The sequence below is a fragment of the Limnothrix sp. FACHB-1083 genome (assembly GCF_014696485.1).
Taxonomy (GTDB): domain Bacteria; phylum Cyanobacteriota; class Cyanobacteriia; order CACIAM-69d; family CACIAM-69d; genus CACIAM-69d.
In genome coordinates, this window is the sequence record NZ_JACJQD010000002.1 from 1 (window position 1) to 17,598 (window position 17,598).

13 protein-coding genes and 1 pseudogene are annotated in these 17,598 nt (G+C 53.8%); 8 read left to right on the plus strand and 6 right to left on the minus strand.

Features of this window, described 5'->3' with window-relative positions; genetic code table 11:
* Positions 1-41 precede the first annotated feature (41 nt).
* The 3 genes from H6F46_RS02000 (at position 42) to H6F46_RS02010 (ending at position 3,451) form a co-directional block, all read left to right on the plus strand.
* Complete coding sequence (locus tag H6F46_RS02000; RefSeq protein ID WP_190353369.1) at positions 42-785, plus strand: restriction endonuclease subunit S; 744 nt, start codon at positions 42-44, stop codon at positions 783-785.
* A 547-nt stretch (positions 786-1,332) separates the two neighbouring features.
* The gene (locus tag H6F46_RS02005) at positions 1,333-1,884 is read left to right on the plus strand and encodes a heme NO-binding domain-containing protein (RefSeq protein ID WP_099532412.1); all 552 of its coding nucleotides are present in this window, start codon (positions 1,333-1,335) and stop codon (positions 1,882-1,884) included.
* Between the two features lie 4 nt (positions 1,885-1,888).
* A complete protein-coding gene (locus H6F46_RS02010) occupies positions 1,889-3,451 on the plus strand; it encodes a sensor histidine kinase (RefSeq protein WP_255508882.1) in 1,563 nt (520 codons plus the stop codon).
* Positions 3,452-3,582: 131 nt separating this feature from the next.
* Here H6F46_RS02010 and H6F46_RS02015 read toward each other — a convergent pair whose 3' ends face one another.
* Both H6F46_RS02015 and H6F46_RS02020 read right to left on the minus strand, forming a co-directional pair.
* Entirely contained in the window at positions 3,583-4,989 is a 1,407-nt protein-coding gene (locus tag H6F46_RS02015; RefSeq protein WP_190353371.1) for a DNA (cytosine-5-)-methyltransferase, read from the minus strand.
* Between the two features lie 253 nt (positions 4,990-5,242).
* Positions 5,243-5,839 carry a hypothetical protein gene (locus H6F46_RS02020; RefSeq protein WP_190353372.1) on the minus strand — a complete coding sequence of 199 codons (597 nt, stop codon included), beginning with the start codon at positions 5,837-5,839 and terminating at the stop codon, positions 5,243-5,245.
* A 316-nt stretch (positions 5,840-6,155) separates the two neighbouring features.
* Between H6F46_RS02020 and H6F46_RS02025 the strand changes: the two genes are divergently transcribed.
* On the plus strand, positions 6,156-9,497 hold the full coding sequence (locus H6F46_RS02025; RefSeq protein WP_190353373.1) for a leucine-rich repeat domain-containing protein: 3,342 nt from the start codon (positions 6,156-6,158) through the stop codon (positions 9,495-9,497).
* A gap of 649 nt (positions 9,498-10,146) precedes the next feature.
* Here the strand turns inward: H6F46_RS02025 and queC are convergent.
* Complete coding sequence (gene queC, locus H6F46_RS02030) at positions 10,147-10,902, minus strand: 7-cyano-7-deazaguanine synthase QueC (protein ID WP_190353374.1); 756 nt, start codon at positions 10,900-10,902, stop codon at positions 10,147-10,149.
* 141 nt (positions 10,903-11,043) lie between these two features.
* On the opposite strand from queC, the gene H6F46_RS02035 reads away from it, so the two are divergent.
* From H6F46_RS02035 to ilvD, 4 genes and pseudogenes are all read left to right on the plus strand, one after another.
* On the plus strand, positions 11,044-12,066 hold the full coding sequence (locus H6F46_RS02035; RefSeq protein ID WP_255407512.1) for a Gfo/Idh/MocA family protein: 1,023 nt from the start codon (positions 11,044-11,046) through the stop codon (positions 12,064-12,066).
* A 58-nt stretch (positions 12,067-12,124) separates the two neighbouring features.
* Positions 12,125-12,319, plus strand: coding sequence for a hypothetical protein (locus tag H6F46_RS02040; RefSeq protein WP_190353375.1), 195 nt, complete (start codon positions 12,125-12,127; stop codon positions 12,317-12,319).
* Between the two features lie 329 nt (positions 12,320-12,648).
* A pseudogene (locus H6F46_RS02045) lies at positions 12,649-13,431 on the plus strand (site-specific DNA-methyltransferase); the annotation flags it as partial.
* Between the two features lie 349 nt (positions 13,432-13,780).
* Positions 13,781-15,466 (plus strand): dihydroxy-acid dehydratase, encoded by a 1,686-nt coding sequence (gene ilvD, locus H6F46_RS02050; RefSeq protein WP_190353376.1) that lies wholly within the window; start codon positions 13,781-13,783, stop codon positions 15,464-15,466.
* A 184-nt stretch (positions 15,467-15,650) separates the two neighbouring features.
* On the opposite strand, the gene H6F46_RS02055 is transcribed toward ilvD, so the two are convergent.
* The 3 genes from H6F46_RS02055 to H6F46_RS02065 are packed head-to-tail and all read right to left on the minus strand — an operon-like array spanning position 15,651 to position 17,596.
* Complete coding sequence (locus H6F46_RS02055) at positions 15,651-16,022, minus strand: hypothetical protein (protein ID WP_190353377.1); 372 nt, start codon at positions 16,020-16,022, stop codon at positions 15,651-15,653.
* Positions 16,019-16,696 carry a hypothetical protein gene (locus tag H6F46_RS02060; RefSeq protein WP_190353378.1) on the minus strand — a complete coding sequence of 226 codons (678 nt, stop codon included), beginning with the start codon at positions 16,694-16,696 and terminating at the stop codon, positions 16,019-16,021. The genes H6F46_RS02055 and H6F46_RS02060 overlap by 4 nt, the downstream gene beginning before the upstream one ends.
* Before the next feature lie 33 nt (positions 16,697-16,729).
* Positions 16,730-17,596, minus strand: coding sequence for an ABC transporter permease (locus tag H6F46_RS02065; protein WP_190353379.1), 867 nt, complete (start codon positions 17,594-17,596; stop codon positions 16,730-16,732).
* Between the last annotated feature and the right edge of the window lie 2 nt (positions 17,597-17,598).

Sequence of the window (17,598 nt, forward strand, 5' to 3'; positions counted from 1 at the left end):
GAGAATAGGTTTGACGATTTGAGAGAATGAGCGTAACATTGGTGTATTACTTTTTGATTGTTTGGGGTAAGAATTACATCTTCTTACCCCTTTTTTATAACCTGAATCTGTCATTCAACACTTCTGCAAAAAAATGTGACTATTTTCCTATTCATACGCCTGTTCTTCGCATCCCAAATATCGGTGATGGTCATGTCATTAAGGATGATCTAAAATATGCAGCATTCAACTCCCGAGAGATAGAAAATCTCCAGCTTTGCTCTGGCGATATTTTGGTAATTCGATCTAATGGCAGTTTAGATCTTGTTGGAAAAGCTGCAATTGCTTCAGACAAAGAAGAGGGATTTCTTTACGCAGGCTATTTGATTAGGATTCGCCCTGATTTAAAAGCAATACTACCCAAATATCTATATTTTCATCTAACCGAACCTCAGACTCGTGCTGAAATCGAGGCATTGGCTAAGTCAACAAGTGGCGTAAACAATATAAATAGCCAAGAGCTAAAATCTTTAAGACTATTTTTGCCTGACTTGACTGAACAAAAAGAGATTGTACGGCGCGTTGAAGAACGATTCAAAGCGATCGAGGCGATCGAACAACACTATCAGAAAGCAATCCAACTGCTCGATCGACTCGACCAAGCCACCCTCGCCAAAGCCTTTCGCGGTCAGCTCGTGCCCCAAGATCCCAACGACGAACCCGCCTCGGTGCTCCTAGAACGGATTCGCGCCCAACGGGCCAGCCAGCCCCCCGCCCGCAAACGCAAACCCAAAGCCACCAAATGACCCCAGCCGATCGGGGCATTCTGGGTGGCGTAAATTGGTGAAACCTTGAGCCAACCCCTCCGCCACTGAGTGAATCATCATCATCTTTAATCACTGATAGAGCATGAAGCGATTAAAGAATTCATCATTAAGTCATGCAGTGTCGCACGATCGCCCAGATCATTTATTTCTCAACTGGGAATGGATCCAGATCGCCAAACTTCGTTACCAACCCTCCCGTACCAAGCCAACCTAATGCCGCAATGTCACAGACACAAAACTTTTTGACGGAAATAATTAAGCTTTATTTTTAATTTATGTTCGATTGCTTACGAAAGTCCTCAAAAATAACCATGATTGGCTAGGCAGTTTCCGTAACTGATTTTGACCGTAGGCATTAATTTTAACCAAGTTAATCTCATAAATTCCTGAGCACCATTCAGATAACCAGAAAGATCCCTTGACGCTCAAAACTGCCGTCTTTATATAATGAACGTGATTAAGCAGAATTGCTGATCATGTGCTCAAAACTCCCTACTCCGTCAGATCAGGATTTCACGTTATTTTTATGTATGGCTTAATTAACAGCGCCTTGCGGATGATGATGTGCGAGCAATATGGCCAGGAGATTTGGGACGACATCATGGCCCATGCTCAGCTTTCGGAGGAGCATTTTTTTGTGATGAAGTCCTATCCTGACGACATCACCCACAACATTGTGCAAGCGGCGACCACTATTCTGGATATTTCTGCAACGGAATTGTTACGCAAATTTGGCCACTATTGGGTGGGTTACACCAAAACAGCGGGCTACCAAGAAATCATGAATATGTGCGGTGATAACTTGGTGGATTTTTTGGGCAATTTGGATGATTTGCACACGCGGCTAGGGGTGCAGTTTCCCGCGTTTCGTCCCCCGTCCTTTGACTGTGATCAGGTGGGCCATCACACGGTGGAATTACACTATCGATCGACCCGCCAAGGGTTGGGGCCGATGGTGGAGGGATTGATTGAAGGGCTGGGCGATCGCTTCGATACGGAAGTGGAAATTACCCAAATTGCCGATCGCGCCCAGGGTGACGAATGCGACACCTTCCTCATCCACTACACCACTGACTAGGGCTATGGATCAGTTGCCCTTACCCCCATTCCAGCTTTCAGCAGAGTTGCTGGTGCAGCTCTTTCCGTTTCATTTGGCTCTCAATCATCAACTGCAAATTGTTCAGGTGGGGCAGGCGCTCGATCGAATCTATCCCCACCCCTTGAGGGGACGCTCATTTGCGGATCATTTTTCGATTAACCGTCCTCGCATGTCTATTAACATTGAGGACTTTCTTAAAAAAAGACAATCCCTTTTTCTGCTGGAGTCTCGAGATTTATCTTTGGTTTTGAAGGGGCAGATGGTGGATTTGCTGGAATCAGAAATCTTTCTTTTTCTGTGCTCACCATCCGCGATCGATGCTAAAAAACTAACAGATGTAGGAATTCAACTGAAAGATTTTCCGCTTCATGATGTAACCCCAGACCTGGTTTTTCTGCAACAAACCACCCAGATGTCCGTGAAGCAGGTGGAAACTCTCAATCAGCAATTGATTGCTAGCCAAGAACAGTTAAAAGACGCTTTATCCATTCAGGAACATTTGCGATTTAAGGCGGAAAAACAAGCCCGCCAGCTTGAACAACAACTCAAGGAGCTAAAAGAAACACAAATTCAACTTGTACAAGCTGAGAAGATGTCCACTTTGGGGCAAATGATCTCGGGCATTGTTCATGAAATCAATAATCCTTTACATTTCATTTATGGCAACTTAGATCATTGCCTCAATTATGCTCAGGCTCTATTAGAGGCTTGTCAGGTTTTATTAAAAGCCTCTCCCCGAGCAAGGGAATGGCACGAGATATCCCATGCCAATTCATCCAGGGGTTGGTTGAGCGAAGCCACATTAGGCTCAAATACTGAAGATCAAGCCATTGATACTGAGCATTCTTTGGATGATGCTGTGGCTTTGGCTAGTTTGGACTTGGAAAACCTTGCTTTTGCTTTGGATGATTTTCCAAAGGTGCTTCAGTCCATGCGGATTGGCAGTCAGCGAATTCGTGAAATTGTGGAGGGGTTACGTCAATTTTCACGCTTGGATGCTAGTGCGCTTGATTGGTTTGATATTCATGAAGGTATTGATAATACATTAATGATTCTGAAGAGCCGACTCAACAAAGCTAAAGTTTCCTCGAACATTGAAATTATTAGAAACTATGGTAATGTGCCACCGATTTCTTGTTATGGGGGACAGATTAATCAGGTTTTTATGAATATTTTAGCGAATGCGATCGATGCCCTGGAAGACCATAATCAGGCTTGTGAGTTACCGGCGCGATCGGGCACAAAACGAGAATCACCCAAAATTTGGATTGAAACAGCTTTGATTAATTCTGGATGGCTGCGCATCTCGATCCGTGACAATGGGTGCGGAATGCCCAGGGATATTCAATCGAAGATGTTTGAGCCGTTTTTCACAACAAAGTCCGCCCATCGAGGCACGGGTCTGGGCATGTCAATTAGCTACAAAATTGTGACGGAACGCCACGGGGGCCGGTTGCGCTGCATTTCGGAACCTTGCCAGGGCACGGAATTTGTGATTGAGCTGCCGATCGAGCCGGCCCAACTGCAAGGCAAGAGCGCGGTTTAGGAATAGTCCCAAAATTAAGAATTAAGAATTGAGAATTAGGAATTAAGAATTGAGAATTAGGAATTGAGAGAGCTGGTTGATCCTAACTAGGAAATAGCTGGGAAGTAGCCGGGAAATTCGCAAAACGCAGCTCAGGAAAGTGCTTCCGCAGGGGCCTGATCCCTTTGACGACGACGCGGGGCGATCGCATGGCGGCTGACCGCATAAAAATCGGCGGCTTGGCTCATGGTGTAGCTCAACCACTGAGGATCGCCGATCGGGATGGGGCGATCGGGCAGGGTGGGTTCGCCCGGCAGGCACGATCGCACCTGGGCAGCCACAGCCCGCGCCAACAGGGGCGGCACTGAGTTACCAATTTGCCGCATTCCATGCCATTTCGTGCCGTGGAAACAGAACCAGTCGGGGTAGGAGTGGAGGCGGGCCGCTTCGCGCACGGTGATGCAACGCCCTTGGATGGGGTGAATGGGCCGGGGCGAGGTGAACGCACCGCGATTGCTGGGGGTTCCGGCCCGTAGGGTGTTGCAAATGCCTTCGGGATGCAGTTTTAAAAAGCGACTGATCCGATCGACTTCGCCGGGGGGCGTGGTTTGGAACCGGGCCACTGAGGCGGCGCTGTGGTCGGTGCGCAAACAACCGGACAGGCCCGATCGAGGCGATCGACGGGGATGGCTGAAATCAGCGGGATCCCGCAATGCGCCCCGTAACCAGCGGGCATAGTCGCCGGGGGGATCGGCCAGTTGGCCCAAGTCCAACCAATCGCTCGATCGCAGCTCGGGATATTGATCCACGTCGGGCAAATCCCCGATCGCCCCGGCCACGGTGGGGCAAATGGGCAAATGGGCCAGGGTTCGATCGCGCTTGGTGCTTTTGCAAACCGGCGGGCGGCGGGTTTGGGGCGCTGGATAGCTGGGCAGCGGCCAGCCCGATCGGGCCCCCAACAGAAACAAACGTTGGCGATCCTGCGGTACGCCGTAATGGGCCGCATTCAAAACCTGATAGTTGGCTTCCACTTGGTAGCCAAAATCGGCAAATAACTCAATTAATTCGCTCAAAAACGCCCGATGTTTGCCCAGGGTCATACCCCGCACATTTTCAATCACAAAATACTTGGGCCGCAGCTCATTCACCAACCGAGCAAAGTGGAACATCAAGGCATTTCGCGGATCATCAAAGGCCCGCTTTCCCATCATGGAAAATCCCTGGCAGGGCGGCCCCCCAAACAGCACATCAATTTCCAGCTCTGGTTCTTCTAGCCCTAGGTGGCTGGTCAACGCTGAATCACGAACCCGTTCGGAATCACTCGGGCGATCGCCCCGCAACACCGCCGCCAATTGCTGCCGAATTTCCGCCCCCGTCACCTCCGCCGCACTCCGACAAAGCACCGCCCCCTGCGGAAAGTTGTACTGATGGGTTAAACAGTGAATCGGGTCAATTTCCACCGCCACCGCCACATCAAACCCCGCCATCTCGAACCCTAAGGACATCCCTCCGGCTCCGGCAAACAGGTCAACGGCGATCGGGCGGCGGGAAACGGTCACGGCAAGGGGGTCAACTTTCAGCAACAGCGGTCAAGCGACCCATATGGTAGCGGAATTCCGAGCGATTGATCGATCCACTGCCCCTACCCTTTCTTGGGCGATCGGGCAACAAACTGATTACTCAATCAATCTTGTGGATATTTAATCTATAGGTTGAGTTGAGGGACGAAACCTAACAGCCACAAAGTTGATGCAGATCGAGTTGAGCTTCGCGCGGCTCAACCCAACCTACAGGGCTACAATTTGGGGAGACTTATCGTACTTGTCGATCGCATTGCCTCAGCAGTTGGTGCAACACTCCCAACAACTCAGCCGGGTTGCGATTGGAATAGAGGCCGGTTTCATAAACCTGACCTGACGAATCGAGCCGATAAAATCGCCAGCCGTCGCCATTGGTGACAATTCCCAACACTTCAATGGTTGGATCGCCGTTGCAATCTTGGCAGGCTTTCATTTCCACTAAGCATTGGGCTAATCCCTGCTCGAAGTCGTCTTTTTTGGCTTCGACAATGCACAAAAAAGGTGCGGCTACATAGTCTCGGCGCTCTGTGATTAAATAATCGACATTGCCGGTAACTTGTGCCGTTTCCAGCTTAACGCCTTTCCAAATTTTGAGATTTTCTAGATCAGTAATGGCTTCTTCGCAAAATGCATCAATAATCAGTTCTTTGGATTTTTCACAGTAGCGTAGATCAAAATGGGCCTGTAGGCGGCGGAGGCGTTCTTGAAAGAATGTGCTAGGCGATCGGGGTTGGCTTTCGAGTTCCCAGGGCTTGAGTTCTTTCAAGTTGAGATATTGATAGGCTTCTTTTAGGTTAAATCTGGAGAAGTTTTTGCGTTTTTTAGTCATTGAATTGGATCGCTGGACTCCAGATCTATTGATCATTATCGATCATTGCGAAATGGTCGATCGGCTGGTCTGGCCCTACTCCACCATCCACCGCTCGATCGACCCGTAGGGTGCATGGGAGAACGCTCGGAAGGAAATAACAATCTCAATTCATCTCCCATGTACCGCCACCCATCACGCATTCAACGACCATCATGCGGTTGGGTGGCGATCGCTCTGCGGTGCATGGGAGTACAAATGAGGCGTTTCGTCGCCATTGGAGGTTGCTCCCATGCACCCTACAATTGGGGGAGACACAACGGTGAGAGTCTGACCCATGAGCCTCGAAGTCGCCCAACAACGAATTGCTGCTGCCTTGGCTGAGGGTGAAACGTCTTTGGATTTGAGCGAGTTGGGCTTAACGGAATTACCTATTGAATTATTTGCATTAACGCATCTAGAAGAACTCTGGCTCTACAACAACCAACTGACGAGCATTCCTGAGGCGATCGCCCAACTGCAAAACCTGCAAACACTCTGGCTCTCCAATAACCAACTAACGAGCCTTCCCGAATCGATCGCCCAACTGCAAAACCTGCAAGAACTCCGGCTTGGCGACAACCAACTGACGAGCATTCCTGAGGCGATCGCCCAACTGCAAAACCTGCAAACACTCTCGCTCAACAACAACCAACTGACGAGCATTCCTGAGGCGATCGCCCAACTACAAAACCTGCAAACACTCTCGCTCAACAACAACCAACTGACGAGCATTCCTGAGGCGATCGCCCAACTGCAAAACCTGCAAGAAATCGATCTCGATAGAAACCAACTAACGAGCATTCCTGAGGCGATTGCCCAACTGCAAAACCTGAAAATTCTCTCGCTCGACAACAACCAACTAACGAGCGCTCCTGAGGCGATCACCCAACTGCAAAACCTGAAAATACTCTATCTCAGCGACAACCAACTGACGAGCTTTCCTGAGGCGATCACCCAACTGCAAAAACTGCAAATACTCTTGCTCAACAACAACCAACTAACGAGCATTCCTGAGGTGATCGCCCAACTACAAAGCCTACAAATACTCACGCTCGCCAACAACCAACTGACGAGCTTTCCTGAGGCGATCGCCCAACTGCAAAACCTGAAAATACTTTGGCTCAACAACAACCAACTGACGAGCATTCCTGAGTGGATAGATCAGCTATCAAGGCTTCAGGCGGAACCTTCAGAAAATTGGCAAAAACAGCTTTCCAATCTGAATTTACAAGGAAACCAGATTCAAGAAATTCCGTTAAAGCTAGTTCCTTTTTTGAAAGGTGTTTACAACGTTGCGATCGATCAAAATCCCTACTCTGCCTATCCGCCCGAAATTGTCGAGCAAGGACAGCAAGCGATCTTTGATTATCTCGATGAACGGATTGAAGGCTACGAGCAAAAATGGGTTTCTAAACTGCTCGTTGTTGGTCAAGGCGGCACAGGCAAAACCGCCCTGCTGAATGCCCTGCGTGGCCAAGCATTTGTCCCCACAGACACCACCCACGGCATGGCGATCGCCCCCTTGGAACTCGCCCACCCCACCCGCGCCGACGTGACCATGACCCTGAATGCTTGGGACTTTGGCGGCCAGGAGATTTATCACGCCACTCACCAGTTTTTTATGAGCGAGCGATCGCTTTTTGTAGTGGTTTGGAGCGCCCGATCGGGCCATGAAGAAGGCAAGCTCGACTATTGGTTAAACACGATCACCACCCTTGCCCCCAACGCCCCGATCGTCCTGGTGGCCAGCCACACCGACCAACACGCGGCCGCCTTTCCCGATCGCGCCTTCCGGGAAAAATACCCCCAAATCCAGGCGATCGCCCGTGTCAGCAACCGCACCAACGACGGCATTGATGACCTTCGCACCACCTTGGCCCAGCTCGCCGCCGAGCTGCCCCTGATGGGCGAAACCTGGCCCGCCACTTGGTTGCGCGCCGCCGACAGCCTGGCCGAGCTGCCCGACCCCTACATCGGCCCCAAAGCGTTTTATCGCCACTTGGCCGCCGCCGGAGTCGCCGAAACCAGCCGCCCCGTGTTGGCCCGCTGGCTCCATGAGCTGGGGCAAATTTTGTTTTTTCAAGATCGCCCCGCCAACAGCGATTTGGACTTAAGTGATTTGGTGATTTTGCAACCGGCTTGGGCCAGCCAAACCATCAGCCGCGTGATTGACGATCGAGAAGTGGAAGAAAAGCGCGGCATCTTTACCCATTGCTGCATGGAGCGGCTGTGGTGCGACCTCGATCGCCATGTGTGCGACCACCTGTTGCGGCTGATGGAACGGTTTGACCTGTCCTATCGGCTGCTGGACGATCGCGACGCGGATCGATCGCTCGTGGTGGAGCGCGTGCCCCACAATCCCCCGCCCTACGAAACCGACTGGGACGCGCTGGCCGACGGGCCGCAAATCGCCTTTCGCTACCATCTCAACTTCGTGCCGCCGGGGATTCCCACCTGGTTCATTGCCCGCCAATCGCGGTTCAGCATCGATCGCCACTGGCGCTACGGAGCCCTGTTTGCCTACGACGATGGCGGTGTGCGTCATCTGGCTCTGTTGGACTTGCCCCTCGGCGAGCGATCGTTACGGCTCACCGTGCGCGGCCCCCACCCCCAGAATTTTTGTACATTGCTGCACGACGGGATTACGCAACTGCTGGCGGAACGGTTTCCGGGGTTGCAAGTCACGCCCAAGGTGCTTTGTCCGGGCCACGACGGCCAGCCCTGCACCCACGAATTCGACTATCAGCAGTTGCGAACCCGCAAAAAACCGCTGATTGAATGTCCGAGCGCGGAAGAGGATTTGGTGGTCGATCGCTTGCTTTATGGAATCGATCGCCGCACCGAGCAGCAGGTGTTGCAACGAATTGAATCCCTCACCGAAACGGTGCTGAAAAATCAGGCAGAAACGCGATCGGAATTGCAATCCTTGCGCGAGCAAACCAGTCGGGAATTCACCAAACAATTCGCCGCCGACCAAAGCAAAGTCGATCGCTGCTGTCCGACCATTTTTACGATTCAACCCTGCTCTGGTGGCGATCGGTTCAGCAGCCTCAAGCAAGCGGTGTTGGGTCAAAAACTGGAATTGCAGCTCTATTGTGAGCATCCCGGCTGTTGCCATCCCGTGGAGCAATGCCGCTACGAACTCACCGACGGGGCCCGCTGGCTCAAGAGTCTCAGCCCCCACCTGAACAAACTGGTGACGCTGCTGAAGGTGGTGGCTCCCTTGGCCGGCCCCACGGCGGGACTGACGGCGGCGATCGACAACGAACGCTGGAAAGCCGGCCTGGAATTTACCAAGGAGCTAGCCGGCCAGTTACCACACCTGTCGATCGCCGATCTCGACCCGGACTTGGCCGAGGGCGATCGGGGCCGGTTCGATCGCCTAGCCGAGGAACCGATCGCCGCCGACGATCGCCAACTCTGGGCCCTGCGCCAATTCCTCAAAGACCGCGAACCCGACTTCGAGCGATCGGGCCTGGGCAAGGGCGAGCTGCAACTGGTGCTCACCCCGGAATATCACTACCTGTGGCTCTGCCCGGAACACCGCGAACCCTACCGCGGCCGGGAAACCTACCCCCACGCCACCTTCAATCCCTTCTCGTTGGACGAAACCAGCGAACGGGCGATCGGTCTGTAGAAATTTGAGCGGGCGATCAAGGAAGCTGCAAGCACAGGTATGGAGTAAGTCAAGGATGGATTTAAGGTAAGTTAGAAGCTATATTTTTTAGAGCATGAATCAAATGTGCGCGCTTATCATTGCTGCTGACTTTAATACGCTCTAGGATTTGGGTAATTAGAGAATCAGAACAAAAAACTGCTGGCCAAGTTGCCGAATAGATTAGCGCTGATCCAGATTGACAGTTGGGACATTGTACAGAGTCTGTATCTGATGTTGAACAACCATCTCGCTCAACAAAAACAGCTGTTAGTGATGTCTCACAAGTTTTACAAGTCCAGTGACAGTATGCATAGATTCGAAAACTAACTCCGTTAATCTCATCAGAGAAATAATTTTCTGTTAGTAGCTCGTGAGATTGTGGACGAGGTAGATTTTGTTTATTCATGCTTTTGTAATTAATATGCTTGCTTGGGCGGGGTATGGAGTCTAACTCTCGCATGGTTCATTTCGCTTCTAAGCAAGACTACCGCTAATCTCATTACTCACAACTTTTTCACCCAGGAAACTGCGGCAATCCTAAATAAACACCACGTCTTCACCGATCAACATCAGGGAAGTCAAACCCTAACCGCTCATAGGGGCACACGACGGTGTGCCCCTATGGGATCTATCCCCGCACCTCATAGGGCACTGGATCGGTCAGCCCCAACTCGGCAAAGGCCGCCAGCCGCAGCCGACAGGAATCGCAGCGGCCACAGGAGCGATCGCCCCCCGCATAGCAAGACCACGTATCCGCCCAAGGCACACCCAACCGATTGCCCAGCTCGATGATGTCCGTTTTGCGGAGTTCCACCAAGGGCGCGATGATTTCGATCGGCTGGCCTTCCCGGCCCTGGCGCGTGCCCAACTGAAATACCGATTGCATGGCCGCCAAGTAGTCGGGCCGGCAGTCGGGATAGCCGGAATAGTCCAGGGCATTCACGCCGATATAAACCCGTTGCGCGTCGATCGCCTCCGCGTAGGCCAGGGCAAAGCTCAGGAAAATCGTGTTGCGCGCCGGTACATAGGTGATTGGAATTTCTGCTGCCATGCCGTCCAAGGGGCGATCGCTCGGCAAATCAAGCTGATTATCCGTCAGCGCCGAGCCACCCCATTGGGTTAGGTCAAACCGCACCACTTGATGGGCCACCACGCCGGCCGCTTGGGCGATCGCCACAGCCGCTTGCAGTTCTCGACGGTGGCGCTGCTGATAATCAAAAGACAGGGCGTAGCAGTCGCACCCATCGGCCTTGGCTTGATAGAGCACCGTGGATGAGTCCAAACCACCGGAGAGCAACACAACGGCTTTGGGCGGTTGGCACTGGGGCGATCGGGCAGAGGGCGTTGGGGCGGCTTCCGGAGTTCCAGGCGGTACGACGGTCATGGGTCAAGAATTCTTGCGAAAATCCACCCTATGGTAGGATGTGGCCGGCCGACGCTGGCGGCATCACTCCTCGCCCCATTGCCCCTTCACTGCTGCTGTTAAACGCGCGTGCAATCCCGTAGCGAATCGCTCGATGCTCAAATTCGGCCTGCCCTTGCCCGGCCGAGCCACCATCCCATCCGCGTTGGCGCGATCGGGGTCGGCAACATGGGACAACACCACGCCCGGATCCTGAGCTTGCTTAAGGATGCCGAATTGGTGGGAATTTCAGATCTGAATGTGGAACGAGGGCTGGAATTGGCCAGCAAATACCGCGTTCGGTTTTTTGAAGACTACAAAGACATGCTGCCCTTGGTGGATGCGGTTTGCATCGCGGTTCCCACCAAGCTGCACTACACCGTGGGCATGGATTGCCTGCGGGCCGGGGTGCATGTGCTGATGGAAAAACCGATCGCCGCCAGCATCATTGAAGCGGAGGCCCTGGTGAATGCGGCGGCCGAACGTCAATGCATTTTGCTGGTGGGACATATTGAGCGATTTAACCCCACGTTTCAAGAATGCTTCAACGTTCTGAAAACGGAACGGGTGTTAGCGCTCGAAGCCCATCGCATGAGTCCCCACGCCGATCGCGCCAATGATGTGTCGGTGGTGTTGGACTTGATGATCCATGACATTGATCTGATTTTGGAAATTGCCAACTCCTCGGTGGTGCGTCTGTCGGCCAGCGGCAGCCGGGCCGCTTCCGGTCAGTTGGACTATGTGACGGCAACCCTGGGCTTTGCCAATGGGATTGTGGCTACCCTAACGGCCAGCAAGGTGACACACCGCAAAATTCGCCGGATTGCCGCCCATTGCCAGGATTCACTGGTGGAGGCGGATTTCCTGGCGCGTCAAATTTTGGTTCATCGCAAAACCTCCAGCTATCCGGCGGGCGATCGCGCCAGTCAGGCTTGCTATCGATTGGATGGGTCGATCGAGTCGGTGGCGATCGGGAACACAGAGCCGCTCCATGCGGAATTGGAGCATTTTGTGAACTGTGTGCGGGGCGAGATGCAACCCTCGATCGGCGGCGAACAGGCCCTGAAGGCCCTAAAAATTGCCAGCGCGATCGAACAAATGGCCCTGGACGAACCCTTGGGCAAAGGCGACGATCGGTGGGGTTAATCAACCGTTAGACCATCGAGCATCCCCTTCGTGACGGGCCCAGCGGCCCAATTTGCCCGTGAAGTTTTGGTGCGATCCGTTGGCTCGGCTCGATCAGATCGATCGGCCCAATCGGATCGATCGGCCCAATCAACTGAACCGGCCTGTTAACCGGCGATCGCTACTCACTCGGCGGGCGATCGCCCATCAACCGGTGGCCATGGATGCCCTCCGACCACAACTTGGCTCCCGTTCCAAAATTTTCAGGCCGTGAACAGCGGCATCGGTCTTAATTTGTCGTTTCCCAAAAGCCCTCAAGCGCTGGCCCAGCGTCAAGATTAGCCCATTGATCCGTAAACAAAGTTGGCAAATTACCTAGCCAGATTGTTATTTTCTGGCTAACCTAGCTACGGTTCCCTGCATTAGATTAGGGTTGATAGTAGAGTTAACCAACGGTTTAGATTAGGTTTGCGACTAAGTTTAAGCAGCGGATTTAGCTAGCCACAATCTTGCTTTCTCGATAAGCTGATCTTTCTATGTCGATCGGGGCGTGGTTTTGTCCCGTTCCAGCCTTCCTTTTGGTGTGTCGTTTGGCCTAGAACCATGTCCGAGCCTTCTGTGGCAGTCCAGCCGTTCTACCAGCGCGATCGATGCACCCTTTACCAGGGCGATTGCCTTGAAATTTTGCCCCTGTTCCCGGCCAATAGTGTGGATCTGATCTTTGCTGATCCGCCCTATAACCTGTCTAATAACGGGTTTACCTGTCATGGCGGCCGGGCCGTCAGTGTCAATAAAGGCGATTGGGATCGCAGCAATGGCATTGAACAGGATTTTGAATTTCACCGCGCTTGGATTCAGGAATGTCGGCGGATCTTGAAACCCAATGGCACGATTTGGATTTCAGGAACCTATCACAATATCTACGCCTGTGGCTTTGCACTGCAATGTTTGGATTTTCATGTTTTGAACGAGATTTGTTGGTACAAACCCAACGCTAGTCCCAATTTATCCTGTCGCTTTTTTACGGCCAGCCATGAAACCCTAATTTGGGCCCGCAAAAGCAAAAAAGGAAAACATGTCTTTAACTATGAAGCCATGAAGCTGGGAGATTTTCCCCGCGATCCCCTCAAGCTTTCTGGCCGACAAATGCGGAGTGTTTGGTCAATTCCCACCCCACCGGCTTCGGAGAAATTGCAAGGCAAACATCCCACCCAAAAGCCTCTGGATTTACTCGATCGAATCATTTCCGCCAGCACCAATCCGGGAGATTTGGTGCTCGATCCCTTCAGCGGCAGCGGCACAACGGGCCTTTCAGCCCTACGAGTCGATCGCGCCTTTATTGGCATTGAAAAAGAAGCGGCCTATCTGCAATTGGCGGTCGATCGCTTCACCACCGCCCCCCTCCCAGGCTCCGAGACCAGCGCGGGCGATCGCGTTCTGGCCAATGGCAAATCCAGTTCTCAACCGGGCCATCAACCCAGCCAGCAACCCGATAACCAGACCAACAGCAAGGCCAGCGGCAAGGCCAACAACCCAGCCAGCAGCAAAACCAGCAATCAACCGGCGGGAGCGTCAATTATGGAACCAAACAGCTCCTCAGCAAGCTATTCCAGTCCCCCAAACCATCCAAACCATTAAGAAACCAGGCGATCGAGATTTGTTCAGCTTGATTCGACAGACCCAGTGCGACAATTAAAGATCGCTTTTCTGGATCGGCTAGAGAGAGCAAAACCCCATGTCCGACAATTTCCGCAGCCAACAGATCACCAGCGGTGTGCAGCGATCGCCCAACCGCGCCATGCTCCGTGCAGTGGGCTTTGGTGACAATGACTTCAGCAAACCGATCGTCGGCATCGCCAGCGCCTACAGCACCATCACCCCCTGCAACATGGGCATTGCCACCCTGGCCGACAGCGCCATGGCCGCAGCCCGTGAAGCTGGCGTGATGCCCCAAATTTTCGGCACGATCACGATCAGTGACGGGATCTCCATGGGCACTGAAGGGATGAAATATTCCCTGGTGTCGCGGGACGTAATTGCCGACTCGATCGAAACCGTCTGCAACGGCCAAAGTCTGGATGGCATCCTGGCGATCGGCGGTTGCGATAAAAACATGCCCGGAGCCATGATCGCTATGGCCCGATTGGATATTCCCGCCATCTTTGTCTATGGCGGCACGATCAAACCCGGCCATCTGCACGGAGAAGATCTCACTGTCGTCAGCGCCTTTGAAGCCGTGGGCCAATTCAGCGCTGGCAAAATTGACGAAGCCCGGCTGATGGCCGTGGAACACAACGCCTGTCCCGGTGCGGGTTCCTGCGGGGGCATGTTCACCGCCAACACCATGTCCAGTGCCTACGAGGCCATGGGCATGAGCCTGCCCTACTCCTCAACCATGGCCGCTGAGGATGACGAGAAGAACGCCAGCGCGGCCGAGTCTGCCCGCGTGTTGGCCGAAGCGATCAGAGCACGCCGCACACCGAAGCAAATTTTGACCCGCAAGGCCTTTGAAAACGCCATTTCCGTGATCATGGCCGTGGGTGGTTCCACCAACTCGGTGTTGCACCTGCTGGCGATCGCCAACACGATCGGGGTGCCCCTCACCCTGGACGACTTTGAAGAAATCCGCGCCCGCGTGCCCGTTTTCTGTGACCTGAAGCCCAGCGGTCGCTATGTGGCCACCGACTTGCACAAGGCCGGCGGCATCCCCCAAGTGATGAAAATTTTGCTGAATCAGGGGCTGCTGCATGGGGATTGCTTGACAATCACCGGCAAGACGATCACGGAAACCCTGGCGGAGATCCCCGACGAACCGCGCCCCGACCAAGATGTCATCCGTCCCTTCGACAAGCCCCTTTATCAACAGGGTCACTTGGCCATTCTGAAGGGCAACCTGGCCAGCGAAGGTTCCGTGGCCAAAATCAGCGGCGTGAAAAATCCCGTGATCACCGGCCCGGCAAGGGTGTTTGAGTCGGAAGAGAATTGCTTAAAGGCGATCTTGGCGAATCAAATCAACCCCGGTGATGTGGTGGTGATTCGCTATGAAGGGCCCAAGGGCGGCCCCGGAATGCGGGAAATGTTGGCTCCGACGGCGGCGATCATCGGTGCGGGTTTGGGCGACTCGGTGGGGCTGATCACCGATGGGCGCTTCTCGGGTGGAACCTATGGCATGGTGGTGGGTCACGTGGCTCCCGAAGCGGCCGTGGGTGGCACGATCGCCCTGGTGCAAGAGGGTGACAGCATCACGATCGATGCTCCGAACCGCAAGCTGCAACTGAATGTGTCCGATGAGGAGCTGGCGGCCCGCCGGGCTAACTGGCAACCGCCGGAACCGCGTTACAAACGAGGCACGTTGGCAAAATATGCCAAGTTGGTCTCTTCCAGCAGCCTGGGAGCCGTGACGGATTTGAACTTGCTGTAGGGTTTAGGGCTGGGTCAGGTCAGCAATTCAGCTCAGCAATTCAGCCCAGCAATTCAGCGCGACCCAATCCACCCAGTTATTTCCGATCGTTATTCAGATCCGCATTTCGATCCGCATTTCGATCCGCAAAACCCCGCCCGATCGCGACTCGATCGAGCGGGGTTTTTGTAGACCGCATCGCGAATTAATTGCGAGTTGGGCTACTGGGGGTCACGCTAGCACCGCCTTGGCCGTTTTGTTCCAATCGCTGCTGGCGCTGGCGCAAAAACTCACTGGCAGCGTTGTCAATCCGTCCCGACTGTTGTTGATTGAAATCATCCAGGGTTTGCCCCGGGGCCAACATGATGTTGCGAATCAAGTCTTGGGCAGAAACGCCGGAGCCTTGAAACACTTCATTGGGGCGCACATCACCGGACGATCCATTGGCATTTGGGTCACCCAGAGCCGAGGATTGGGCGATCGCGGGGTTGCTGCCCAAGGCCAGAATGCTCAAGACGGTGACGATCGAGGATCCCGACAACCAGGCGATCGAGGGAGCGATCGAGGGATGGCTCATGATTCAGCTAACTCCAATTCAGGGATATTAACGGGTTCGTTAGAATGCACCAGCAAATCGGACAGGGGAACCGCAAACAGCGAATCCTGTTGAGGGTTGCCGGAAGTGGCGCGAGCAACCATGGGCGATCGGGACTGGTTTTTTTCGTAGCCCACCAACAGCAGAGGGGTGCCCCCCACATCGCCAATCACCCGCCTTTCACTGTGAGGCAAAAAGTCCGCCTTCGGTTCCCAGTGGTTGCGATTCACGATGTTGTCGCGACGGCCGGAAACCGCCAACCCCGATCGCGGTGGATGGGTTGATGCCAATAGGCTAGCGTCTTCGATCGCATCCTGGCTGAGGTCAAGGCCCGGGCGATGGAGTTCCAAGGTCTGTCGCAGTCGGCCGCTGGTTTGGGCCAACAGGGGCCCCCTCCGCTCCAGCAACAGGGACATGGTTTTGCGATCGGTTTCCAGGGTTCCGGCATCGGTCAAACTCGCGAAAATCTCCGCCGACTCTTGCCCCAACTCCAACAGGAGGAGCAACCAATCCGGCAAGTTCGCCATTGCGCCGGCCGCTTCGCAATATTGTTGCAACCATTCCGAGGCATGGAGGTAAGCGTATTCCCCCAGCATCGTGCGTCCATAGGGGGATGCTAAAAAGCAATCCAGCTTGTCTTTTAGATTCTGCTCCATGCCACGTCTAGCCTGCTCCTGCGATCCAGCGCCCTATGCCATCCGCCGTTGCAGCAATGGCCGCACAAGCCCGATCGCCACCAAATCAAAAATGAATAGAACCCCGAGGGCCATACCAAAACTAACCGATCCAAAGGGCGCTTGCATGACAATGCTGCTAAAACTCCAGTCCGGATGCAGATAAAGATAGCGAATGGGTTCGATCGCGTAGCTCAAGGGATTCAACACCGCCACCCACTGCAACCAACCGGGCATGAATGACAAGGGAGCCAAGGCCGTGCTGGCAAAGAGCAGGGGCAAGTTGGTGATAAAAATGGCGGCAATTAATTCCACGTGGCCCGGCAGCGCAAAGGCCAGACCCAAGCTGAGGGAGGTGACCCCCGCCACCAACAGCAGCACGATCGCCCCGACCACGGCCAACCCCGCCACCCCCGGCAGCCCAGCCCCCAAAACAGCCGCCGCAATCACGATCGCCACGGTTTGGATCAAGGCCAGCAAGCCAATATACAGGGCTGAGGCGGTGATGATCGAAAAGCGCGACACCAAGGGAGCCACCAACAGCCGATTCAGAAAGCCAAATTCCCGATCGAACATCACCGGCAAGCCCGCATTCAGCGCCCCGCTAAAGGCCGCAAAGGCGATCGTCCCTGCCCCCAAAAACTGCCCATAGCCCACATGATCGCCAAACAAATCAGCCGGGACATTTTGGAACAGGGCCCCAAACAAAACCAACCACATCAGGGGCTGAATAGTGCCGGCCACCAAGGTCACCGGCCGCCGTTGCAGTTGAATTAACAACCGTCGCAGCAGGGCCGCCGTTTCTTGCCAAAATTCCGCCAGGGGCGAGGGTTCCAGGGCGGGCGATCGGGTGGGACTGTCCGTGGGCAAAGTCGTGCTCATGA